This is a genomic window from Globicatella sulfidifaciens DSM 15739, from assembly GCF_900167405.1.
Lineage (GTDB): Bacteria > Bacillota > Bacilli > Lactobacillales > Aerococcaceae > Globicatella > Globicatella sulfidifaciens.
The window spans coordinates 34,014-54,894 of record NZ_FUWO01000015.1 but is presented as its reverse complement, the minus strand read 5'-3'; the positions used below and the strand labels follow the sequence as shown (position 1 = coordinate 54,894).

Here is a 20,881-nt window from a genome sequence, read left to right as displayed (position 1 = left end):
GTTAAAAAATATATTGAAAATCAATTAACAGAATACAATGACGGTCGCCCTAGAACTTGATTCATCCATGTAATGAATGACACGGTTTTCTCAAGAGGCGACTTTAAATAAAAAATTGAAAAAAATCATAATGTTTTAGCTTATTATTCACTTATGAGAGGCGCCACAAAGTCCAACCATAAAAACCAAGCAACCGCTCAACTTTTCGAGATGTTGCTTGGTATTTATAAAATATTTTGCTTAAGATTTCACATCCTAAAAAAGCGTTGAGGTTACTTACTAGGACTCCAACGCTTTTTCTTATTTCTATTTGGTATCATTGAGCCCGATTAGTCTAATAGCACGGATAAAATAAAATATTAATTCATTGGCATAGATTAGAGGATTGGTACAATGTAGCAACATAGATTTTTATCGCTTCGTATTCTCACTCCCGCACAGTTGGGGGGAGACTAGAAGTAGAAAATCAAATGATTTTTGCTTCATCTATCCACTTTACCCTGTTGAGTAAGTATTATTTAAAACAAAGTTTAAGCCTACTGTGCTTTGAATTACCGAGCAATACTTAATTGAATTTATCAAATTTATGTCACCCTCTACAAGAAGCCTTTTGAGATCACCCTATCACATGTTGCTATTAAGACATAACCAACTTGTTCATTTTGTTTTTCTTTTCTTAACACTGCTTTAGCATTAAATGGTATTTCTTGCGGTGACGACGCTTCGTTTTTATCCTTCTTACCATTTTCATTGACTAAAATTAAATCAATATCGAAATGTTTCTTAATGTATGCTTGAGCCGCTTGTAATTCTCTTTTATTTAAATCAGTAAAAGGTACCCAGTGATAGTGACTACCATGTTTAGCAATACGTTCTACTTTTGTAATGGATTCAACGGAAAAGACATTCCCATCACTGGTGTATAAGGTTTGTTAGAATCGGTAGGTTTAACCGTGATCGTGTTGTCATTAGCGTGACCTTTTTGATTATCATGGTTATTGTGGTTATTTTGATGATTGATACCAAGTTGACCGCTATTATCTGATGTCGAAGGTTTAGTGTTACCATTTCTACCTAAGACAGCTAATGCAATTTGTAACTCTGCAGCAGCAAGGTCTGATTTTGGTATAAAATGAAAATAATTACCATGCGGTGCGATAAATCCAACGCCTAAGTCTTGAATAACATCATAGGGGCTGAACAAATAACCATCACTGGTCACATAGCTACCACTAGCATCTCTTGAACCTGATCCACCCAACAATTCGCCTTCTTTTACATGATTCACTTTTCTCATTTTTCACGTTGGGATACATCTTGTTCTTAAAATTCAGCGAACGATTTTTTAACTTGTTGAAGAATCGTGTCAATATCAATAATATGGTCATTATTTTTTTCTTGATAGACTTTATATTGGTCATAAATTTTTACGATAAAACCGTCTTTAATCGCTTGTTTAACATCAGCATCTTGTAATTGATAATCGCTCGGTGCTAATAATAATTCACTAAAATAAGTTTCTTCTGCTACGTCGCCACTGAATACATATAAGTCAATGCCAACTAACAGTACATATTCTTTTTCAGTAATATAAACGACAATCGGTTCCCCTTCTAAGTCTAAGTCTTTTAATACTTCTTCAGGCGTTTTATCTACAACCGGCACAATTAAGCTGTCGTCAGTTAAGTGATAATCTTTTCTCAATTCCACGATTGCTTTAGCATCCTTCGGGTCAATACCATTCGCTTGTAATAATAATTCATCGGTTGAACGTACAGTCGATGCTTTTTTGCCCTCTTCTAACCAAACATAATATTGGTCGTCTTTTTTAACAATCCAACCATTCGCACCTTCACTAACCTTCTCAAAAGAATCAAGGTCCTCCTCAGTCACAATACTTTCTAAGAAAATAGAGTCCTCAGGCACTTCACCATTGTAATAATGATAATGGTCACCATGAGAGGTAACATAACCTTCTTCGGTAATTTTTACAATAATTTGTTCTGTGGCAATGCCTTCATCTAAATTAACTTCTTCTTGTGAGCGTGATTCAGTCATTAAATGATTGCTGTCAGCTTGGTTTTCTTCAGCTCCATCAACATAATCCATTCCTGATGAACTGGTTTCTTCAGTGCCATCAACATAATTCATGCCTGATGAATTGCTTTCTTCGGCTAAGGCAATATTTTGATTTAAGAATACTCCACTAGCTAATAAAGTGACTATTAATGATTTTTTGAAATCCATACTATTCCTCCTGTTGTAAATGACTGCTTAATGTTTCTAATACTTTTTCTAAATTCACTAAAAATGGATCAGTATTAAGCGGATCGCCTTCTAGTGGACTTAATGCCACAATGGTGGTGCCGGTCGCATTGGCAATTACTTTAGCAGCACGATCAGAGACATTGGGTTCAACAAAGATTGTCTTCACTTTATACTCATTCACAAATTTTTGTACTTCAGCAATTTTCTTTGATGACGGCTCAATATCGGACGATACCCCTGCAATTCCTAACTGTTTCAAATTAAAGCGTTGGGCTAAATATGAAAAAGCTGTATGCTGGGTGACAAAGGTTTTCTGCTTCAATTGTTCAAAAATCGGTTGATATTTAGCGACAAGTTGTTCTGCTTGTTCAACAAATTGTTTTGCATTCGCTTGATAAGTCTCTTGGTTATCTGGGTCTAATTCCGATAAACGATCCGCAATCAATTGTGCTTCAACACTAGCTTCAATTGGATCTAACCAAGTATGCGGATCATACAACGCCGCATTATCCATCCCTTCGATTTCTTCAATATCTTCTAGTCCAGTAACTTTCTGCATAGCCATTCCTCTTGAGGCCTCAACTAAAGTAACCGATGAATTCTTTAAATTAACCGCTATATTTTTAGTCCAAGATTCTAAAATATTAGAATGATAAATAAAAATATCAGCGTCATAAATAGCCGCTATATCATTGGCTGAAGGTTCAAAACCATGAATACCATTTCTAGAATTCAGGACGCGAACTTCATGAAAATCACCGACAATTTCTTTGGTAATAGCGTACATTGGATAAAAACTTGTGACAATATTTAATTCTTTTGGTTCATTCGCTTGCGCAATCATGACGGAACGTTGAATAAGTGACATACAGCATAATAATATGATTAACAAGCAAGCTCGCCATATTTTTTTCATTTCTCTCAACCTTTCAAATTATAAACTCAACGTTTTAAATAGTAATAATTATCTATTATTAAGTCAAGTGTTTTTCTAAAACAAAAAGTAATTTTTACATTTTCTTAATGATTAAGACCATATTTTTTGTTACAACACCAACAGGAACTATCATGAACCGTCCTATGATTCGATTGTTAATGATTGGTCCTTATTTTTACCCCAACAAAAAGGACCAATCATTAGTAATCCCTTGATTACCTTTGATTGGTCCATTCCCTATTAAGTTGTTTTAAATAATCATCTATCAATCATTGAAGCTTTTACTGGATGTCATGATAGAGGTTCACCTAATGTCAATGAGATATTATTAGATGTCATTAATTAAAGTACCAACCAATATCAATGAATACACTATTAAACGTCATGACCTGCTATTGCCTCAAATGTCAACAAAGGTACTATTGGAGGTTATGACCTAAAGCCTAAACAAACCATAACCAAACAATTATTGAATGACATAACTTGTAATTTCAACGTCTCCATTCCATAATGTCACAACAGGTTCAATTCCTTCTCCTAAATAAATATTAGAGGATAAGGTTGCTGTACCATCATTGGTAATTAATTCGATTGAATTCGTATCTAAAATAATTTCCAGTTTAGCTAATTGAGCTTCTTTTACTCTGAAACCTCGCTGGTTGACAGGTTCATTTTCTTCACCTGATAAATCAATTCTTAGATTTTCTCGGTCTAAATAAACCGCATTGCCATCTTTTTCATAACGAATGCTGACATAGTCATTGGCACTCCCTACTCGCAACTCAAAATCGGCTTGCTTCTTAGGTTGTAAGACTAATAATTTTGCTTGATTGGTTGAGAAATCATCCATCGTTTCTGCTGCTAAATGCGCTTCAGTCAGCACGTGTGTTTGTGTAAATTGATTGTCGCGCCAATTTAAGACACGGGGCATTGTCATACTGAAAGCCCACTGATGGTCTAACTCTTTGGTCACATTGTTTCGTCCCCAAGTATTCATCCAAGCAATCATAATACGACGTCCTTGATCATCTTCTAATGTTTGAGGCGCATAGAAATCATGTCCATGATCTAATTCGTCCCATTGTTCAGGGATAAATTCCTTTTTCTCCCAATCAACTTTCCCTTTAACAACTACCGTAGTATTTAAGTTATGGTGACTCAAATCATCGCGTTCAAAACGCATCGGTGACATTAAGAGTGTATCGACGCCATCGAGATTAAAGTAATCTGGACATTCCCACATTTCGCCTTGTTCTTTCGTTCCTTTAAGGAAAATCGATTCATATTGCCAATCAATTAAATCATCGGAACTGTATAATAAGACGCAACCTACACCGTCTACATGACGAGCCACAATTACCGCATAATATTTACCATCTTTTTCAAAAACCTTAGGATCACGGAAATCAGCTGGCACAATTCCTTCAGGTAAATCCGCTTCGGTTAATACCGGGTTTTGGGCAATTTTTTCAAAATGAATACCATCTTCTGAGACAGCGATGTTTTGAATTTGACGGGGTTCGCCTTGTTCATTTTGAATATTCCCCGTATACATTAACCATAATTTGCCATCTTTTTCAATGGCACTACCTGAAAAACAACCACCAAGGTCATAGTCTTTATCTGGTGCTAACGCTACTGGTAAATGTTCCCAATGGATCAAATCCTTTGACTTTGCATGTCCCCAATGCATCGGTCCCCAAATCGCATCATAAGGATAATGTTGATAAAACAAATGGTACTCTCCTTGATAAAAGATAAAACCATTTGGATCATTAATCCACCCGATAGGTGCAGTAAAATGCACCTGAGGTCGGTATTGTGGATTGACTAAATGTTTGTTTTCTTCAATAAATTGATTTGCTCGCTCGATTGTAAATTGATTCACTGATACGCCTCCTACTATTCTTGGTTAGCTAAATACTCATCAAAATATTTTTGTTTAATTTCTAACCATTCTGGTAATCTAAATCTATCCAATTCTGCTAAATACGCATCCCATTCTTCATCAATATTACCGTTAACAATCCATTCTGAACGTTTACGGTTAACATATTCCATTAAGTCTGCTTCGATTGTTTCAACCTTTTCTAAGTCTTCAACGGTCATAAATACACGTGGATAATTATAATCATTATTCATATATGGCACATAATGTTCATGTAATAAATCTAAACGCCATTTCGCATCATCTGGCATAGTTGTCACAGTACCATAGTATTCATCCAAGATAGCTAAAGGTCCACCTAATTCGGTCTTTTGACGTAATTCTCCTGGTGCAGTCCCTTCTAAAGGTAAATGTTTTAAAGTTTGAGTTGCTTCATCAAATTCAAAGATGTTTTGTTGGGTATCATCACCATAAGTTCCCCAGTTATTTTGAACCGATTGTAGCGGTTCGTACATCTTATCAATCCATTTAGCTGTTAACTCTAAGTTTTTATTCGCTGAAGTAATGACTGCACGGTCACGAGAAAACCCAAAGTTATTAGTACGAGTAATATGCTTTTTACCATCTGGTCCTACTAATGCCGGTAAAATATCATAACTATCATTCATTCCCGTCACATTGGCTTTGTCCCATGTAAAGTAGACACCATAACGATGCTCTGAACCTTTCGCAATATAAGTGTTCCAATCTTGTTCAAAGGCTTCAGTATCTAATAAACCACGTTCATATAAGTCACGCATGAACTTGATTCCTTCTTTGTACTCTTCGTTATCAGCTGTAAAATCAACGATTTTATCGTTGGAGACAACAACGTGGTCATCCGTATCCCCGATTCCAAAGGCACCCATTAAAATTTTAAAGTCTTCATTACCTCCATTATTAATAAAGGACATTGGAATTTCATCCGCTTCACCATTACCATTAGGATCTTGAGTTTTGAATGCTTCTAGGACTTCAATTAAATCATCGGTTGTTTCTGGCATGTCTAAACCTAAATTATCTAACCATTCTACGTTAATCCATGCGATATCATTAACAGAGTGAATCGATTCTTTATCAGAACCTAATTCTTCAATCCAAGGGAATGAATATATATGACCGTCTGGTGCGGTAATCATTGCACGATATTCTGGATTTTCATCTAATATTTTCTTAAAATTCGGCATATATTGATCAATTAAATCTTCAACCGGTACAATCACGCCGTTTTTAGCCCATTTAATTAAATCCACATCAGAGGCCGCAGCATTATGGAATACATCCGGTAAATCACCACTGGAAATATCTAAGTTACGTTTTTCAGCATAATCAGTATTGTAATTAGTCCATTCAATATGAACATTCGTATCTTCTTCTAATCTTTTGACAATTAATTTATCATTTGGATCTTCTGGCGCTAAAGGTGAACTACCGGTCGTCACTTTTAAGGTCACCTGTTTTTCTAACGGAAATTTTACATCTTTCAAACCATAATCAGGACTTGAGGTTCCACCACCCCCACTACATGCGGCTAATATTAAACCACTGGACATTAACAATCCTAACATTTTTACTTTTTTCATCTTTTTTCCCTCCAAAAAATTTTTTTATCCTTTAATTGAACCAACCAAAATACCTTTATCAAAGTATTTTTGGAAGAATGGGTACATAATCATCAATGGTAAACTTGAGACTACAATGGTAGCGTATTTGATCATTTCCGCAATCCGCTGAATATCAATCATCGCGGTATTCGTTCCAATCATTTCTTGATTTGGTTGATTTTGAATTAAGATTTTTCGTAAAACCAATTGTAAAGGTTCTAATTTTGGATCTTTTAAATAAATCATCGCATCAAAATATGAATTCCATTGACCTACAAAAGCATATAAGAAGAGTACAAATAAAATTGGCTTACATAATGGCACAATAATTTTGACAAAAATTTGAAAATCATTGGCACCATCGATAACGGCTGCTTCAATTAATTCTTCAGGTAAATTTTGACAGTAAGTTCGAATTAAAATAATATTCCAAACATTAACCGCCCCCGGAATTAAGATTGACCACACGGTATTTAACATTCCCAGTTGCTTCACTAATAAATAAGTTGGAACTAAGCCGCCCCCAAAAAACATGGTAATTAATAACATAATATTAATCCATTTTCTACCAACTAAGTCTTTTCTAGACAGTGGATATGCTGTTAACATTGAGACAGCGACTGTAATAATCGAAAAAGCTACAGAATAAAAAATCGAATTTAAAAAACCTCGCACAATGGAAGAATCTGAAAAAACTCTTTGATAGCCTTGTATGGTCCAGTCTTTCGGATTTAAACTAATTCCTTTGGCTAATAGAGTAGTCGGATCCATGAAAGAAGCAATCAAAATATAGACAAGTGGTACAAAAGTAATTAAAACTATTAGACCAATCAAGATTCTATTAATCAGTAAAATTCGACGGTCAAAATCGGTTTGCATTGCTGAATTCATCATTTACCTCCTATAATCCTTCGCCATCATTTAACTGTTGCACTGTTTTATTTACAATTATCAGTAATACAACATTAATCACGGTATTGATTAAACCAACAGCTGTTGAATAAGAATAATTTCCTGAAACTAAACCTTGTTTATAAACATATGTCGATATAATTTCAGACGCAGTTAAGTTTAAAGATGTTTGCATTAAGTAAGCTTTCTCATAACCGACACTCATAATGTTACCTGCTGCCAAAATGAATTGAATAACCATCACCGGTTTTAAGGTCGGTAAGTCAATATGCCATATTCTTTGTAAAATATTAGCACCATCTAGTTTAGCTGCTTCAACTAGTGACGGATCAACGTTAACCAATGTGGCTGTGTACAAGGTCGAAGCCCAACCCATTCCTTGCCAAATACCACTTCCAATGTATAAGCTTCTAAAATAATTAGGATTGGTCATAAAATTAATATTGATGCCTACCATTTCTAAAATACGATTTACCGGACCTTCAATCGAGAACAGTAGAAAAATCATCCCGACAATGACCACCACTGAGATAAAGTTAGGTGCATATAAGATTAACTGGATTTGTCTTTTCAATCTTGGACTGGCTAACTGATTTAACATAATTGCTAAAATAATCGGTGGCAAGAAACCCCACAATAATCCATAGACGCTTAACTTTATGGTGTTCCCGACTAATAATCCCAGATTGGGTGCTGATAAGAACCTGGCAAATTCTTTAAATCCTACCCAATCACTTCCTAAGATACCTCGTAATGGATTGTAGTCCTTAAAGGCAATTAAGACTCCGTACATCGGGATATACTTAAATACGAATGTTAGTAGTAAACCTGGTAACAACATAAAAAATAATACTTTTTGTTTTTTTATTTTCTCCCAAGTACTCAACTCTTTTTTGATGACCGTTGACATCTGTTTTCTCCTCCTTTTGAAACGTTTCAAATTAAGTTTAAATAATCAGTGCTGCATTGCTTGGCAGCACATTTTAATTTTAATTTATTTAACATTACTATTGAAACGTTTCAATTATACTCTAAAAAAAATACTACGTAACTTTCTACACTCTTAGTTTATAAAAGAAAGCGTTTTTTGTCAATAGATATTTTAATTATTTTTATTTTTTTGTGGTTTTGCCTTCAACGTAATAACCAGGAATTAAATATTGACGCGTATGCTCCTTATCATCAATAATATCTAAAATAAGTTCCACCGCTTTTTTAGACATTTCTTCTAATGGTTGTTTAATCGTTGACACAACATATTGTCGTTCCATCGCCATTTTTATTCCATCATAGCCAATTATTTGTAGATCCTCTGGTACTTTAATGCCTAAATCTTCCGCAACTTCAATCACATCAAGCGCCGCAAAGTCATTAATCGTAAAGATACCATCAATTGTAGGATTTGCAATTAAAAACTTACGAATCTTTTCTTTTAAGTTAGGAACTGGCTCTACTTCATCTAAAATTGAAATTTTATAGCCTGCATCTACAATCGTTTTTTCAAAATATTGACGACGCTTTTTCGTTTCGTTCTCCGTCTCATTATGTGCTCCCACAAACCCAAAATGCGTACACCCTTTTTCAATGAGAGTCTTCGCCGCTATTTCAGCACCTACCTTATTATCAGACGCAACATAAGCAATATCCATTCCTGGAAACACCCGGTCAAAACTAACAAAAGGGATGCCTGAAGATAAAAACTCTTCAATCGAACTATAAGTAATCGCAATAATCCCATCTACTTTATTTTGTTGTAACATCTTTATATATTCTGCTTCCTTTTCAGGACCAGCGCTGTTACACAGAAGCATCTTATAATCTAATCGACTCAATTCTTGTTCGACATGATAAGCAAACTCGCCAAAAAACGGATGCCATATCGTCGGTACGATTAAAGCAATGGTATTGGTACGATTCAATTTCATCCCACGTGCATATTGGTCGGGGATATAATTTAATTTTTCAATCGCTACATTCACCTTATCAAGCGTTTGGGGTTTAATGCCTTGTGCTTTATTAATGACTCTTGAGACAGTTCCTAAACTAACGCCCGCTAATTCTGCGACATCTTTCATAGTTGCCATTTCTTTCACCTCACTTTACTTAAACATTAATAACGATGACTATCAAATTAAGGCATCCGCTAGCCATCGTTAATATTGGAAGTGGCAGACGAAATACAAGTTAATCTTCCCGTCTCGTCATGACCACTCATTTTTATTTGAATTCATTGTCGATTACATGACTCAATTCATTCACAAAATTTAACGTGCATACGATATTAAGATAATAATTCACGCGCTAATTCATAACATCCTGTAATACCGGCATCGTCTTCTAATGCTGGTGGCACGATAAAGCCTTCTAATTCTGGTGTTTCTAAATAACCATTATTGAACCTTTTGAAATTCTCACGAATTAATGGGAATAATTGGCGTTGTTTCATCACGCCTCCACCTAAAATGAATCGCTCGCAACCTAAAACAGTATAGTAATTATACAATCCTTGCGCAATATAATAAGCTTCCATTTCCCACGCTTGGTGATCTTCTCCTAATTCAAAGGCTTTTTGGCCCCAACGTTCTTCAATTGCTGGACCAGCAGCCATCCCTTCTAAACAGTCTCCATGATAAGGACATTTACCTTCATATTGATCTTCTGGATGACGTCTGACTAACATATGGCCTGTTTCAGGGTGACCATAGCCACTGACTACATGCCCATCGACAACGACACCGCCCCCAACACCGGTTCCAACAGTTAAATAAATGACATTATCCAATCCTTTGGCTGCCCCTTGTTTCATTTCACCATAAGCCGCCGCGTTCACATCGGTAGTCCACGCCATCGGTACATCAAATTCTGCTTTAAAAGCACCTAAGAAATTATAGTTATTCCAGCCTTTTTTCGGAGTGGTTGTAATATAACCGTAAGAAGATAACTCTTCATTATCGCCTAAAGGACCGAATGACCCAATCCCTAATGCTTTCATCTCAGGATATTTTTTAAAGAAAGCAATCATTTTTGGTACAGAAATATCGGGCGTTTCAGTAGGAATACTTACTCGCTCAATAATTTGTCCTTCGTTATCAAACATAGCACAAACGCATTTTGTGCCACCTGCTTCTAATGCACCATACATGGTATCACTCCTCATCGATTTTTGAATGTCGAGGTTAATCCACAATTTTACTGAAAATCTCAATTGTTGCCTCCAACCAACTTTCATTGATTGAACTAACCGATGACATTCATTTACCATCATTATAATCAATTATGATAAATTTGTGAATGATGAAGTTGATTATTGTCTGATTTTGTATGAAAAACGATAAAATGAATAAGTCTTAAAAACATTGATATCATAAGGTTTTAGAAGCTTTTTGTGATAACAAAAATATTTTTGAAACATTTCAAAAATAAGGGCGTTTTGGTTGATTTTTGATCAAAAAGATAGGGGTTTAAGATAGTCGCCTGATTTAAGCGATACAAAATAATAGGAGCGGTATAAAACAACAAGGCATTCATTTTCCTAGTACAACCATCATTATTCTTCCTCCTTTAGTAATTGATGCACCGCGTCAGTAATGGTATTGCGACCTCTTAAATATACTTTAATACCACTCCCCTTTAATCGCTTACTCAGGGCACTGGGGTTAATATTAAGTTGTGCAGCAATCATTTGATGTTCAAAGTCTTCTTGATAAATATCATTAGCCAATAAAACTGCTAATAAATCATTTTGAGACATCACCCAACTACTACGAATATATTCGGTTAACGCTAGATAATGATTCAAATCCTCAACCGTTTCAGTGTTTTCATGACCAATTCGTGCTTGCGTCATTCCATAGTCATTTTTTTCGTGAATATACTCTATAGCGGCGCGCGCATGCCAATAGGCCGGCCCATCTGCTCCGATGCTGATTTCATTATTGATTTCAGTCATCATCTCGCCTAAACCAAAGCCAAAGCGTACTTTATAAGGTCGAAAGGCCATTAAAATTTCATCCATAATCCTTAAAAATGGTGCATTGGCTGTCAGTAAGGCTTGAAATTCATCACCGGTTGTAATAGTAAAATTGGAAACAATAGTCGTTTGATATTGCTCATTTAATTGCTTCATAATCTTATTTAATTGATCTTGTGATTGTTGAAGTTCTTTAATTGACTTTGACTCAATGACATCGCCAATCATTGCGATATATTGCATGACCTCACCTCTTTTTGTCTATTATAATAGACAAAACCTAAATTGTCTATTTAAATAGACATTTTGATTATAATAACCCGATTCGTCCCCGGCTAACCATACATTGAGCCTCACCTGATTTATCATCACAATTTCAGGTGAGACTTTAATCAATTAAATGCCTTTCAATGCCCCATATAAGGCTGTATTAGGAAGTACCTTTCTAAAATCTTCTTTTGATAATTTTACTGGCACACCATTTTGTTCTAAAATATGCACTTTCGGTAATTCTATTTGATGTTCACGAATAAACTGAATTAAGCTGGAACTATTGCCAATACCCTTTGTACTATGTGGCGTAGCCCCAACGATTATGTCTGAATATTTCGTTGAATAATAACAAGTGCTAATATCAAAATGCTTCATTTCATCATAGGGAATCCATTCATAAGCATCTTTGGCTAATCCATATTCTTTTAAGAGTCCTGGTAAATGCTTCTCACGAAAACCACCATCGCCACCTAAAATTAATAACTTCGCATTATCACTAAAATAATACGTCGCTGGCTCTAAATCCAATTGATTATGAGCCAACTGGTCTTGCACTTTGGTTTCCATTAATTTTGCTTCAACTTCTAGCTGATGTTGCTTCTCATTTTCAATATCAACGGTTAATTTTGATATTTTTTCATTACCAAAGCCCACCTGACTAATCGGTTGTTCGAGTGTTTTGGCTAATTCAGATTGCGCTTGTTCTAACTCACTTTCTAATTCAGCAATCCGATGCGTATAGCGTTCAAACTCCTCCCGTAAAATGGCACGACGCGCATTCAAACGTTGAATCTGCTCTTTAAATAAAGTATCAAAAGCTGTCGGATTCCAGACAATCGGTAAAATTTTAGTTGGAGAAATCTCAGTTAAGTAGCGAACCGGTTGGTCACTACCAACAAATAAACTCAAGGTCTTACGCGCACGTGTCATCGCCACAAAGACTAAACGTCGCTCAACATCGGCATCTGTTTCTTCAATCGCATCCTCAAAGATGGCATCATCCATCTCAGCTAAAATCACATGATCAAACGAGAGTCCTTTCATCGAATGAAAGCTCGAAACCACCACTGGTGTCTTGCCGGTGTCTTGACTCAGATTAGTTTGATACTCAATACCAGCTTTACTCAATGCCTTTAACACCCGAAATTTAAACGCCGTCGTCTTGCGAAACCCGATGCAAATCCGTTCATTAGGATAATCGGATAGAATCTCTTTTATCTTTAATATAATATGTTCTAATTGGCTTTGTTCATTGCGTAATAAGAAGAGTTGCGGACGATTGCCTTCATCTTGAGTCTCGGTAATATCTTGCGAATATTCTTGTCGTGAGGCTTCTTTGACCACATATTCAAATTTTAAAATCGAATCGGCTGCCTCAAATATTTGTCTAGTATTTCTAAAATTGCGTTGCAGTTCTAATGGTCTAAATGTTGAACCTACCACGCCCACCCAAGTGAACCGTTTGCCATAAATAGATTGCGCCACGTCCCCAATATAGACCATCTTATCTTGGGTAATCTGTTGTAGCGCCCAAATCCATGTCTTCGGTATATCTTGCACCTCATCTAAAATAAGATGCTTTACGGTTGGTGACGTGTCATTTTCTGCAATGAACTCTAACACTAGATTGCCAATATCTGAAAAATCATACTCATTATTTTTAGCGAGTAGTGTTTGATACTGTTCAAATAAATCAAACACATACTCACGATCAAGATTGCCTCGGCCACGTCCTATTCGGACTGCTTGTAAATAATCCGTACGCTTCTTCAAGCCATTGCCATAAATAAAGGCAAATTCGGCTTCCATAAACCTGACACTATAACGTTTGGTATCGAGATGACTTTCTAAAAAGGCTCTTAACTTTCGCGAAGCAAATTTAACTTTCCCTCCATTTTTGCGAATAAAATCACTCAATACTCGATGTACGGTCATCACTTTAATATCATCCAAAAAATAATCCTGACGAATATGATTGACCAAGGCGTTAGTAAAGGTAGTTAAAACAATCGGCAGACGTTCTCCTTCAAGTGGGAGTGCTAATTCATCTTCTTCAGCCAAACGATTCCCAATACTAATCGCCACTAAAGTCTTGCCACTACCCGCTGGACCTTTAATCGCAGTCTCTTTATTTAATAAGGCTTGATCCACGACTTTTAATTGTTGTTGCGTTAAAGTATATACTTGTCTCCCCATCGTCAACACTCCCATCTATAAAATATTAATCGCTTTCACATCTTTAATAGTAGCTAATTTTAAGACTATATTCAATGCTTTAGGGAATGATTCAAAATATGATCAAAGGAGATGATTTGAATGATTGCACAAAGATTCAGTTGGGAATACTTAGTGAAAAACGAAATGGGAAAGAAAATTGAAGTGTGTGAAGCGTGTCATAACCAGATTGCTGATGATTAAAATGCTGTGAGGAAGCTCTAATATTTCATTAATTAAACGGTTAATTTGGATTGAAAAAGTGAACTGCCTGTCAATTTCGAATCACTTCTGCATTGTTCTCAAAGAAAATAAAAAATTTTATCTAAAATCGATTCAATATGGCAATTTTTTGTTGGAAAACGGTCCGAAATGAACAGGTAAATTAAAGGCGAAAAGATAGTGAAATGGGGATTAGAAAACTTGTTGGATTCACAAGTGCAAAAGAAAAAGCACCTCAAAAGAGGTGCTTTAAAATTATGGAAACAAGACCAAATAAACGTCTAAATAATGTTCAGTTAAGAAAGCTTCAATGGTCTCGACTGCGACTTGGTAAGCTGCTTCTTTTGGATAACCATAAATCCCACTCGAAATTAACGGAAAAGCAATTGAATTCAACTGATGATCAACCGCCACTTGTAATGAATTTGTATAGGTTTGAGCTAATAAACGCTTGGCTTCTTCTGGCGTGTACTGGCTATAAATAGGGCCAACTGCATGAATCACATGCTTAGCTGGTAAATTAAAACCTGGCGTCATTACAGCCTCACCTGTTTTAATTGGTGCTAAAGGACGACAAACCTCTGTCATCGCATCATACCCTGCCCCTTTAAAGATCGCACCACAGACCCCACCACCCGCTAAGAGTTCGGTATTGGCTGCATTAACAATGGCATCAACTGATAATTGAGTGATATCTTGATGATTGATTGATAATGACATGAGAACCTCCTCGTGTATCTTCTAGTTGAGTATTTTCAACTTTTCCATGTACACCCTTATTATAGGCATATATGGCGTAAGTGCCTCCATCAATGGTATCAACACCACTTAAGCCTTTGGTATTGGAATCACAGGCGGTCAAAACTAATACTTCTTTCAAATCCTCCTGTAACTTCATGTGATCTACTGTTTCTTTTGAATAAGAATTACCAGGCTTTAATTCTTTTATTCTGGAAAAAAGTTCATCTATTCCTGGAAGATCTTTTTTAGCGACTTTTGAAATTGATAAGTTAACAATCACCGGTTCGTTAATTTGGTCATTTTTAGCATCCATCGAATTTTGAATAATTTCTCGAATCGTTCTTTCTGAAATACCACCATCTTGCACAACAGTACTTCGAAATTCTTCTAAAGATTGATCAAACATAAAATTCTCTAAATGATCAAAAGCCGAGTCTAAAATAATTTATTTTTCTCTTGACTTATTACCACTAGACTTAAACATATTCTTTAAATTCAATTAGATCACATTTCTCATTATGGATCAATAGCGTTTGCAAACAGTTTTTAGATTTTATTACAATTTTCTTAAATATTCAAAAATTTTTCAAAAAATGGAGCATTAATTTTAAGACTGTTCTATTCTGTTTTCGCTTTTTCGTTTCAAAAATTCAAAACATTATAATAAAATTTCACATTCTCCTTCCTCCACCATCCCTTTTTTCATAACTAAAAACAGCCCCAGTTCATTCTCTTTCGAGACCAACTGGTGGCTGTTATTTATTATCTATTCAATTACTAAGCTATTTCAACTACAAAAGCTTCCCATGGAGCTAAGGTTAGGTCTTGTAGACTTGTATAGTCTTGATCCATATTTTGGATAATCACTTCTTTAATAGTATCATTCGTACTAAATGAGTTTTCTTCATTACTCATATTCGCTACGACTAACCATTTTTTGCCTTCATATTCACGGTAATAGCTGAAGACATCATCCGCTGTATCCAATAATTCAAAGTCGCCCCAAACGACGATTGGGTTGTCTTTACGTAATTTGATTAATTTTTGATAAGTATAGAAGATAGAGTTTTTATCTTTTAAAGTATCTTCTACGTTAATCTCAGTATAGTTAGGATTTAAAGCTAACCAAGGTGTGCCGGTTGTAAAGCCACCATTGTTCTCTGAGGTCCAAGCAACTGGACGGCGAGCATTGTCACGTCCTTTAGTATTAATCGACGTTAAAATGTCTTCCTTATCATAACCTGCTGCGAGACGTTCATGATATAAGTTCACCGATTCAATATCATCAGCTTCACTAATATCGCTAATAGGTGTATTAATCATGCCAATTTCTTCACCTTGATAAATATACGGTGTCCCTTTTAACATGTGTAAGAGAATCGCAAATAATTTAGCACTACGCTCACGGTATTCACTGTCATTTCCCCAACGTGAAATCACGCGAGGTAAGTCATGGTTTTCCCAGAATAATGAATTCCAACCTTCATCTTTTAGTTCAACTTGCCATTTTTCAAAGACACGTTTTAAGTCTTTAATTTGTAAGGGTGCTAAATCCCATTTCTCTTTACCGTCTTGTTGATCTAATAAAATATGTTCAAATTGAAAGACCATTGATAATTCATTGCGGTCAGCACCTGAATATAATTTGGCAGTTTCAGGAGTCGCACTCCATGTCTCGCCTACCGTTAATAAATCATGTTTGCCAAACGTTGCTTGGTTCATTTCCTGTAAATAAGGATGTAAGTTTGGTCCATCAACTGTTAAACCTTCCATTGGTAATTTTCCGATTAAATCAATCACGTCCATACGGAAACCACCGATTCCCTTATCAATCCAGAAATTCATCATGTCATAAACTTCTTGACGCATTTTTTCATTTTCCCAGTTTAAATCTGGTTGTTTCTTACTGAATAAATGTAAGTAATATTGACCACTGGCCTCATCGAATTGCCAAGCAGAGCCAGAAAAGTTTGACCGTAAATCATTTGGTGCACTACCATCTTCATTTGGATCTGCCCAAACATAATAATCACGGTATGGATTGTCTTTGCCTTTTTTCGCTTCGATAAACCAACGATGTTCATCTGAAGTATGGTTGACCACCAAATCCATCACGATCTTAATATCACGTTGGTTTGCTTCGGCAATTAAACGATCCATATCTTCCATCGTTCCGAATTCTTCCATAATCGCTTCATAATCCGAAATATCATAACCATTATCATCATTAGGAGACTGATAAACGGGTGATAACCAAATCGCACCAATCCCTAATTCTTTTAAATAATCTAATTTTTCAGTGATACCATTAATATCACCAATGCCATCACCATCGGTATCATAAAAACTTCTTGGATAGACTTGATAAATGACAACCTCTTGCCACCATTTTTTAGTTTGTTCCATTTTATTCCTCCTTAGTAAACGCTTATTTCACAATTTCTATTGTAACAAATTTAGTCCCATTTTTCGCATGAAAATTCTTGTGCATTATGGAGAATATATCCGAGCGAGATGACGAAAGAGGTAGCTTAGATACGGACTTTATCGTTGGAGTGCCTAATATGATAAGCTATTCATTAGTTTTAATCAGGGGCAATACTAGTAATGACCCTTAAAACATAATGCCTATTATCCGCCAGCTAAGCGCATCATAAACACAAAAAGACTGGGAAAACGAATGAAAGTCTTTCCCAATCTCGTAATGTTTATGTCAATGGTTAATTATTATCCATCAGCGCTCTTTGAGTTTCTTCAATTGTATGAGAGGCAATTGGAATAGACACTCCTTCACTCTCAGCTTGCTACTTAGGCAACACAATCATCAAAACTCATCAGCCAACGAACTGCAGTGCTTTCAACATTGCGAATCAATGCAGGTAAAGGCGAAATGGTTCCCCTCTTAATGCATGATACAAGTAATGGTAAAAACAGTCCCCTATTTAGCAAGTTGCTGTAGGTAAGGCGAATCGATTCCCAACTTTGGTCAATAATCGGTAATCCAAAGGGATCTCTTTAAAATCCCTTGAGCATTAACTTGACTATTATTTTAGGCTTATTGAATATTATACTTTTCTTTAGTATATGCTAATGATTTTCCCAATAGCTCTTCTAAGACACTCTTATCAATGTCAGCTAATTTATTAACATAGACACAGCCTTTAGCCTTTTTAATCTTACCTAACTTTTCCAATAACTCCTCACGTTCAGGAAAATCTTGGTCGAGATACAGACTGATTTTCGCTTTTCGCGGTGAGAAAGCCAATAAGGTGGCATCCCCTTCATGACCTGAATCATACACATAATGATATTGACCAAAGCCAATTATATTAGGATACCAAACGACAGCATCTTCGCCTGAAACACGCTCATATAATGCTAATAATTCATACGCATCGGCTTTTTTATTATCAGAGGGTAAGCTTTCAATTACTTCTGCAACTGTCTGTCCAGTTGGGGCAAATTTTGCCATTTTAACGCCTACTTTCTACTTAAAGTTTCGGTTCTCTGATGAGCAATAATTCACCATCTCAACACAGTCTAATTATTCTTTCGGTTCCTCAACTGGTGATTTCTCACCATCTAATAAAATATTGTTGTTGCGGTCTACCTTAACGGATCCTTCTTTTGAATTAAACTCTTGATTGATACCCATTTTATGTTTTAATTTATGGAACATCTTATATTGATGTTTGCGGATTAATAGGTATGCCACTGAAGCGACAAATATAAAGGGCGTCACTGACAAAGCAGCTACTAATCCAATTACTAGTCCCCATGCTAAGATAAAGAAGAAGTTTTTAAAGACTCTCGCAAATGGTAACCAGAAAGGTAAACCTTCAGAAGTAAAATAATCTACTTCACGTAAGGATAAAGTAAGCGTACTGAAATCTACTGATTCAGTTTGTTGAGTTTGTTGTTCTTCTAAAGCACGGATTTCATCTTCTAAAACAATTTTATCGGCTTCTAACTCTTCACGTTCGCTAAAGCGTAAATTATCGTCTTCTAATTTCTTATTAATTTCATCTAAACGAGCTTTTTTCACTTCAAGGGTTTCGCCAATATTTTCAATATCATCCGTCACATCGCGACTTGAAATATTAAAGGATTGAACATGATAATTCTCTTTCAAAGCTTGCACAACTGTTTCAAAATTATCTTTCGGAATCTCTGCCACCACAGATAACTCCGTCCCTACAAAGTCGGTATAATAGTTAGTCGCATGATTTGAATCTTGTGATTGAATAATACCACCATTATCGGTAATTAATTTCATCACACTTTCAGCATCTTTATCATAGTCTTTCGTTTCTAACGTGCCATAGGCATCGTAACTCACTTGTTGACTTTCAGAATAATAATCACTTGAAGATTCTGAATATTGCTTAGCTGTATTATTATAAGAAGTATTAGTAGAAGTATAAGGTAAGGTCCCATCACACCCTGCTAACACAACCATTAAAGCGGCTAATCCAAATAATCTTTTCTTTTTCATTGGCTTGTTCTTATCTTAGCTGTCTAAGATAATGCTCCTTTCTTGTCTTGATTGTTCTAACAATTTCCTTCAATATAGCAGTATTACATATTAAGTATAACAAAGCTCACCAAGAAAAGCCTTTACAACGCTTTAGCATGGAGCAATTTAATAAAATTTTAAACATCTTAACATGATAAGTAGCTGTTAAATCGCTTAAGGATTCTTACTCGTTGCAATGAATCTGACGATGGATTTTGGGCATCATCTAAATCAATGCAATCAAGTTTATGCCCAAATCTCTGGAATGTCTTGCAGTTTGTAGATCTAACTAGCAATCTCAATGACAACACCCTCTACCTAGACGTCCCTTGCATTACAGCGATCCAAATTAAACTTAGAAGGAAACGACATCATGTCTTCTACATAGGCAGGCTTTTGACGAAGTGAACGCATTTTTCTACATAGACGAACCCAAAACGAAACGACATCAGGCCTTTTACACAAATAGGCTTTAAAACGAGTGACAGGATGCCTCTACTAAAAAGCTGGTTTCAACCTAACTGCAACAAAGATTGGCTTCTGTCGAAGCACTACAAGTAATCTTAAATTTAAGCGATAGCTATCTTCTACACAACCAGTCTCCAATATTAACGCCCTTACTCCTTCGTTTACTCCACTTCCAGCCATTGCCATTGAAAATCAATGGTAACTTGATGGGACATTTTAAAAGCAAGATAGAGTTGTTGCGCTTCTTCAAGTGGCACCCCTTCTCTAACATAAGCATAGCCTTTTTGCCCGTTTTGAGGACGATACTCTATATGATAGGTCGTGCCAAAGCCGACACCGTATAAATATGTCTTCCGCTTGGCATCATCAATCCATTCTAATAACACATATTCATCATAGGCATTCACTGCCATGGTTAAGGCCGATTGAATGTCTTCTATCGATGGATCGGTTGTAGTCGTTTTATGTGTTGATAAGTGTAACCCAGGTGTCACTATTTTATAGACTGGGTTGGCATCTGGTGTATTAGTGTTTAATGACTCCTCAGCTGATTTTTCGCTCGATGTTTTCTTTTTAAACCAATCAAATAATCCCATACTGATTCCCCTTTCATACTGACTCTATTTTAACAATTTTTGAAAGAAAATAAAATCGTTAACTGATAGAGATTAACAATCAGCTTTAAATGAAAATAGCATGAGTGGCAACTACCATCATGCGTGATATACACTCAAATTGAAAATAACAAAAAGGATTGCTTAACTCACCTTCGAAAGTGATTAGTTAAACAATCCTAACTTTGCAAGATTTGAACAAATGAAGCGAGTAT

17 protein-coding genes and 2 pseudogenes are annotated in these 20,881 nt (G+C 35.8%); all 19 read right to left on the bottom strand.

Annotated features, from left to right (window positions below; all coding sequences use genetic code 11):
* Positions 1-596: 596 nt before the first annotated feature.
* Positions 597-869: a pneumococcal-type histidine triad protein gene (locus tag B5D12_RS10675; RefSeq protein ID WP_407645211.1), complete on the bottom strand. Its 273-nt coding sequence runs from the start codon at positions 867-869 to the stop codon at positions 597-599.
* 5 nt (positions 870-874) lie between these two features.
* Positions 875-1,288, bottom strand: a complete 414-nt coding sequence (locus B5D12_RS10560; protein ID WP_268762621.1) for a pneumococcal-type histidine triad protein — start codon at positions 1,286-1,288, stop codon at positions 875-877.
* 35 nt (positions 1,289-1,323) lie between these two features.
* A pseudogene (locus B5D12_RS10670) lies at positions 1,324-1,650 on the bottom strand (pneumococcal-type histidine triad protein); the annotation flags it as partial.
* Positions 1,651-1,803: 153 nt separating this feature from the next.
* A pseudogene (locus B5D12_RS10665) lies at positions 1,804-2,109 on the bottom strand (pneumococcal-type histidine triad protein); the annotation flags it as partial.
* Between the two features lie 139 nt (positions 2,110-2,248).
* Positions 2,249-3,184 (bottom strand): metal ABC transporter solute-binding protein, Zn/Mn family, encoded by a 936-nt coding sequence (locus tag B5D12_RS08025; RefSeq protein WP_078756331.1) that lies wholly within the window; start codon positions 3,182-3,184, stop codon positions 2,249-2,251.
* A gap of 487 nt (positions 3,185-3,671) precedes the next feature.
* Positions 3,672-5,093 (bottom strand): glycoside hydrolase family 32 protein, encoded by a 1,422-nt coding sequence (locus B5D12_RS08020; RefSeq protein ID WP_078756330.1) that lies wholly within the window; start codon positions 5,091-5,093, stop codon positions 3,672-3,674.
* 14 nt (positions 5,094-5,107) lie between these two features.
* On the bottom strand, positions 5,108-6,715 hold the full coding sequence (locus B5D12_RS08015; RefSeq protein ID WP_078756329.1) for an ABC transporter substrate-binding protein: 1,608 nt from the start codon (positions 6,713-6,715) through the stop codon (positions 5,108-5,110).
* 24 nt (positions 6,716-6,739) lie between these two features.
* The gene (locus B5D12_RS08010) at positions 6,740-7,627 is read right to left on the bottom strand and encodes a carbohydrate ABC transporter permease (protein ID WP_078756328.1); all 888 of its coding nucleotides are present in this window, start codon (positions 7,625-7,627) and stop codon (positions 6,740-6,742) included.
* 10 nt (positions 7,628-7,637) lie between these two features.
* On the bottom strand, positions 7,638-8,558 hold the full coding sequence (locus B5D12_RS08005; RefSeq protein WP_078756327.1) for an ABC transporter permease: 921 nt from the start codon (positions 8,556-8,558) through the stop codon (positions 7,638-7,640).
* Between the two features lie 202 nt (positions 8,559-8,760).
* A complete protein-coding gene (locus tag B5D12_RS08000; protein WP_078756326.1) occupies positions 8,761-9,732 on the bottom strand; it encodes a LacI family DNA-binding transcriptional regulator in 972 nt (323 codons plus the stop codon).
* Between the two features lie 197 nt (positions 9,733-9,929).
* Positions 9,930-10,790, bottom strand: a complete 861-nt coding sequence (locus tag B5D12_RS07995; RefSeq protein ID WP_078756325.1) for an ROK family protein — start codon at positions 10,788-10,790, stop codon at positions 9,930-9,932.
* 405 nt (positions 10,791-11,195) lie between these two features.
* Positions 11,196-11,861, bottom strand: coding sequence for a SatD family protein (locus B5D12_RS07990; protein WP_078756324.1), 666 nt, complete (start codon positions 11,859-11,861; stop codon positions 11,196-11,198).
* Positions 11,862-12,014: 153 nt separating this feature from the next.
* Positions 12,015-14,087 carry a 3'-5' exonuclease gene (locus B5D12_RS07985; RefSeq protein ID WP_159443901.1) on the bottom strand — a complete coding sequence of 691 codons (2,073 nt, stop codon included), beginning with the start codon at positions 14,085-14,087 and terminating at the stop codon, positions 12,015-12,017.
* Between the two features lie 495 nt (positions 14,088-14,582).
* On the bottom strand, positions 14,583-15,047 hold the full coding sequence (locus B5D12_RS07980; RefSeq protein WP_078756322.1) for a macro domain-containing protein: 465 nt from the start codon (positions 15,045-15,047) through the stop codon (positions 14,583-14,585).
* Positions 15,001-15,474 (bottom strand): hypothetical protein, encoded by a 474-nt coding sequence (locus B5D12_RS07975; protein ID WP_078756321.1) that lies wholly within the window; start codon positions 15,472-15,474, stop codon positions 15,001-15,003. Before B5D12_RS07975 ends, B5D12_RS07980 begins: the two co-directional genes overlap by 47 nt.
* A gap of 371 nt (positions 15,475-15,845) precedes the next feature.
* The gene (locus B5D12_RS07970; protein WP_078756320.1) at positions 15,846-17,474 is read right to left on the bottom strand and encodes a glycoside hydrolase family 13 protein; all 1,629 of its coding nucleotides are present in this window, start codon (positions 17,472-17,474) and stop codon (positions 15,846-15,848) included.
* A gap of 649 nt (positions 17,475-18,123) precedes the next feature.
* Positions 18,124-18,540 carry a DUF1801 domain-containing protein gene (locus B5D12_RS07965; protein WP_078756319.1) on the bottom strand — a complete coding sequence of 139 codons (417 nt, stop codon included), beginning with the start codon at positions 18,538-18,540 and terminating at the stop codon, positions 18,124-18,126.
* A gap of 72 nt (positions 18,541-18,612) precedes the next feature.
* Entirely contained in the window at positions 18,613-19,563 is a 951-nt protein-coding gene (locus B5D12_RS07960) for a DUF4349 domain-containing protein (RefSeq protein ID WP_078756318.1), read from the bottom strand.
* A gap of 650 nt (positions 19,564-20,213) precedes the next feature.
* The gene (locus B5D12_RS07955; protein WP_078756317.1) at positions 20,214-20,648 is read right to left on the bottom strand and encodes a hypothetical protein; all 435 of its coding nucleotides are present in this window, start codon (positions 20,646-20,648) and stop codon (positions 20,214-20,216) included.
* Positions 20,649-20,881 lie beyond the last annotated feature (233 nt).

Coding starts and splice junctions, on each gene's coding strand:
- B5D12_RS07995 (WP_078756325.1), bottom strand. CDS start 10,790: ATGTATGGTGCATTAGAAGCAGGTGGCACAAAATGCGTTTGTGCTATG.
- B5D12_RS08000 (WP_078756326.1), bottom strand. CDS start 9,732: ATGGCAACTATGAAAGATGTCGCAGAATTAGCGGGCGTTAGTTTAGGA.
- B5D12_RS07980 (WP_078756322.1), bottom strand. CDS start 15,047: ATGTCATTATCAATCAATCATCAAGATATCACTCAATTATCAGTTGAT.
- B5D12_RS08015 (WP_078756329.1), bottom strand. CDS start 6,715: ATGAAAAAAGTAAAAATGTTAGGATTGTTAATGTCCAGTGGTTTAATA.
- B5D12_RS08010 (WP_078756328.1), bottom strand. CDS start 7,627: ATGAATTCAGCAATGCAAACCGATTTTGACCGTCGAATTTTACTGATT.
- B5D12_RS07970 (WP_078756320.1), bottom strand. CDS start 17,474: ATGGAACAAACTAAAAAATGGTGGCAAGAGGTTGTCATTTATCAAGTC.
- B5D12_RS08005 (WP_078756327.1), bottom strand. CDS start 8,558: ATGTCAACGGTCATCAAAAAAGAGTTGAGTACTTGGGAGAAAATAAAA.
- B5D12_RS07990 (WP_078756324.1), bottom strand. CDS start 11,861: ATGCAATATATCGCAATGATTGGCGATGTCATTGAGTCAAAGTCAATT.
- B5D12_RS07975 (WP_078756321.1), bottom strand. CDS start 15,474: ATGTTTGATCAATCTTTAGAAGAATTTCGAAGTACTGTTGTGCAAGAT.
- B5D12_RS07960 (WP_078756318.1), bottom strand. CDS start 19,563: ATGAAAAAGAAAAGATTATTTGGATTAGCCGCTTTAATGGTTGTGTTA.
- B5D12_RS07965 (WP_078756319.1), bottom strand. CDS start 18,540: ATGGCAAAATTTGCCCCAACTGGACAGACAGTTGCAGAAGTAATTGAA.
- B5D12_RS07955 (WP_078756317.1), bottom strand. CDS start 20,648: ATGGGATTATTTGATTGGTTTAAAAAGAAAACATCGAGCGAAAAATCA.
- B5D12_RS08025 (WP_078756331.1), bottom strand. CDS start 3,184: ATGAAAAAAATATGGCGAGCTTGCTTGTTAATCATATTATTATGCTGT.
- B5D12_RS07985 (WP_159443901.1), bottom strand. CDS start 14,087: ATGGGGAGACAAGTATATACTTTAACGCAACAACAATTAAAAGTCGTG.